General features: G+C 72.9%; 2 protein-coding genes. Both read right to left on the bottom strand.

The genetic code is table 11. The annotated features are described in order from the left end of the window. Positions 1-2,343 (bottom strand): class III lanthionine synthetase LanKC (gene lanKC / locus ACTUAL_RS06100; RefSeq protein WP_440899555.1); only part of this gene is annotated, 2,343 nt, incomplete at its 3' end. A 157-nt stretch (positions 2,344-2,500) separates the two neighbouring features. Continuing rightward, positions 2,501-3,022: flavoprotein (locus ACTUAL_RS06095; RefSeq protein WP_440899554.1), on the bottom strand; the 522-nt coding region annotated here is incomplete at its 5' end.

The following is a 3,022-nucleotide window of genomic DNA, read 5'->3' as shown; positions in this document are numbered from 1 at the left end:
GAGGCCTGGCCCGGCCCTGCCGGTGAACAGCTGCGGTTGGAGGACGAACTCGCTGCCGCAGGCGGTCAGCAGGGCGGGCAGGGCGCGTTCGACGCGCTCGTCGCGGCACGCGGCCAGCAGCTCGTCCGCGACCAAGGCGATGCCCGCGCTGCCCACGTCCAGGTAGGCCAGGGTGCGCACGCCGCGCTCCTCGACCTGGAGGGCGCCGGAGGCGGTCCGCACGCACTTGTCCAGATCGCGGTGCAGGGCGCGGCGGGCCAGGTCGAGGTGGGCGGGATCGCCGGTGTCCTCGTGCAGGCGCAGGAAGAGCAGGGCGGCTGCGGACCAGCCGTGCATCAGGCCCGCTTTCAGCTCGCCGCCGGTGGGCGCCTTGTCCGGGGTGGACGCGGTGCGCTCCAGCGCGTCGGCGAGCCGGTCCGCCGCGAGCAGCGCGGCCCGGCGCAGCGCCCGGTCGTCTCGGGAGCGGGCGAAGTGCAGCAGGTTCAGGCCCGCGCCCGCGAGGCCCGTGGCCAGGCCGATCGCGGTCAGCTCGCCGGTGCGGGCGGTGGCGCGCTCCAGCAGCGGGGTGGCCGCGTCGTGGTGGCCGAGGTGGTCGAGCACGTGGGCGACGCCGTGCGCCCCGGTGCAGAAGCCCGGTGGTTGGTCGCCACCCCGGCGGACCGCGTCCAGCAGCCACTGCTCGTGCTCGGGTGAGCGGTGCCCGGTCTGGGCGAGGGCCCAGAGCACGCCCGAGGCGCCGTGCGCCAGGTTCGTGGCTCCGCCGGTGCGGAACTGGGCCGAGTCCCCTGGGAAGAGCCGGTCGGCGCGCTCGGGGGTGGCGCAGGCGAGCACGGCGCGGCGCATGGAGCGGATCGCCTCGGCCCAGTCGGGCTCGGCGGTGTCGAGGTCGACCTCCAGGGGCAGCGAGCCCAGTTCCGGGGGCGTCTCGGGGCGCAGCACCGGGTCGGACAGGGTGGCTCGGACGTCGTCGAGGCGCTCGGGGGCCACGCCCAGGCGTTCGGCGATGACGGCGAGCTGCTGCTCCAGCTTGGCCGGGTCGAACACCCGCATCTTCTCCAGCGGGAACAGCAGCGCGCAGCGCAGGGCGGCGAGGGCGTACTCGTCGATGCGGGCGCCGCGCGCGCCCTTGCCCGCGATGAAGCCCATCGTGCCCATGTCCGGGGTGTAGTCGGGATCGGACAGGTCGTGGGCCATCTCGAAGTCGACCAGGCTGACCCCGCCGTCCGGGCGGACCAGGACGTTGCCGAAGTGCAGGTCGCCGAAGCCCAGGCCCCTGGCGTGCACGTCGGCGAGGACGGCCTCGACCCGGTCCATCAGCTCCAGGGCGCGCTCGGCGTAGTCGCGGCAGGTGGCCTCGTCCGGCTCGTCGAACAGGATCATGGGGTGGTTCTTGGCCATCCAGACCCACAGGTTGGCGCCTTCGACGTGGTCGACGACGAGGAAGTCGCTGCCGCCCGCGCTGACCACGCCGTGGCAGGCGGGGACGCCGGGCACGCCGTCGAGCAGGACCAGGGCCCGGTGCTCGCGCTCGAGCCGGGTGGCCGCGTCGGTGCGGCCCCGGTCGAGGCCGGTGAGGGCGCGGGCCTCCTTGAGCACGACCCTGCGGCCGTCGGAAAGGCGCTCGGCGAGGTAGACGCCACCACCATTGGAAAAGTGCAGCGCTTTGCTCACGCGATACGGGAAGGATTTTTTCGAGAACTTCGGAGAATCAGCCAGAAATTCGGGCCTGACAACCCAGCCGGGAACTTCGAAGAACGGTCTCCGACGATCCGGGACCAGTTCCCCGTCCGGGCCGCGCAGGGCTGGGACGAATTCTCCGGAGGAGTCCAGGCAGTGCGCCTCGGCGAAGGCCCCGTAGCGCACGTGCAGCGGCGAGGCGCCCCAGCGCAGGTCGCTGAGCACGTCGGGACCGCGCACGTCGGCCAACTCGCGCTCCAGGTCCAGCAGGACGCGGTGCAACCGCGCCTCGTCGACCGGGTAGAGGGTGAGCAGCTTGCCGCTGGCGGGCCTGGGGGCGTACTTGGAGTTGACCGCCAGGTAGGTCTCGGCGCTCGCCAGGTGCTTGAAGGCGACGCCCTCCCGCACGCAGTAGTCCCACACCGCGTCGCAGGCCGCGTCGACGTCCTGCCAGCGGGCCGAGACGTGCACCTTCCAGCCCTGGTCGGGCAGGACCGCCCCGGCGGGCCGCAGGTGGGTCCAGAAGCCCTTGGGCGTCCGGACCCAGCCGGGCGGCGCGGACCTGGTCGCCACCCGCAGCGGCGCGTCACCGCGCTGCCAGCGGTCCGGGGTCTCGAAGAACACCCGGTCCGCGAAGCAGTAGACCTGACGAGCGGCAGCAGTCATGGCAAGAACTCCGAAGTCCACCGTTGTGGTTGAGCGGATCAATCTCCTCGGGGGCGCACGGGGGCATCCGGTGAATTCTTTCCCGGCATTTCGCCTCACTGGCCCGACAACTCACATCCTGCCCGCCACGAGTATGGGCGGTCAACCTTCCGAAGCTTTATCCGGCCGCTTTCCCGGAAAATTCGGAGAGTTTCCGCAGCAGTTCTTCGACGTCGCGCAGGGCGGTGGTGAGCGGAGCTGCTCCGCGCGCGTCGGAACGGCCGGTGGTGGCGCTCCTGGCCTGCCTGGTCGCCGAGACGACGACGTTGGGGCGCCGGGCCAGCAGGTCCAGGTTCGCCCGGTACACGGGGTTGTCCTCCAGGCCCGGCGGCAGCGACGGCGCGATGGCGATGGGGGCGGAGGAGGCGTGCAGCACCAGCAGGCTGGGCGTGTCGGCCAGGCCCAGCGCGGCGCGGGCCACGTAGTGCGCGGACGCCGGGTGCACGATGATCGCGTCCGCCCACTCGGCCAGGTCCACGTGCAGCGCCCTGGGCGGCGCCCCGGCGGGCCACTCGTCCAGGTGCGCCTCGTGACCGGTCAGCGCGCTCATGGCCTGCTCGGTGGTGAAGCGCAGGGCGCTCCTGGTCAGCACGGAGCGGACGACGAGGTCGGGGTAGGCGCCGCGCAGCCAGGTGACCCA

It is taken from the genome of Actinosynnema sp., from assembly GCF_052038725.1.
This window is presented reverse-complemented; position numbering and strand designations above follow the sequence as displayed.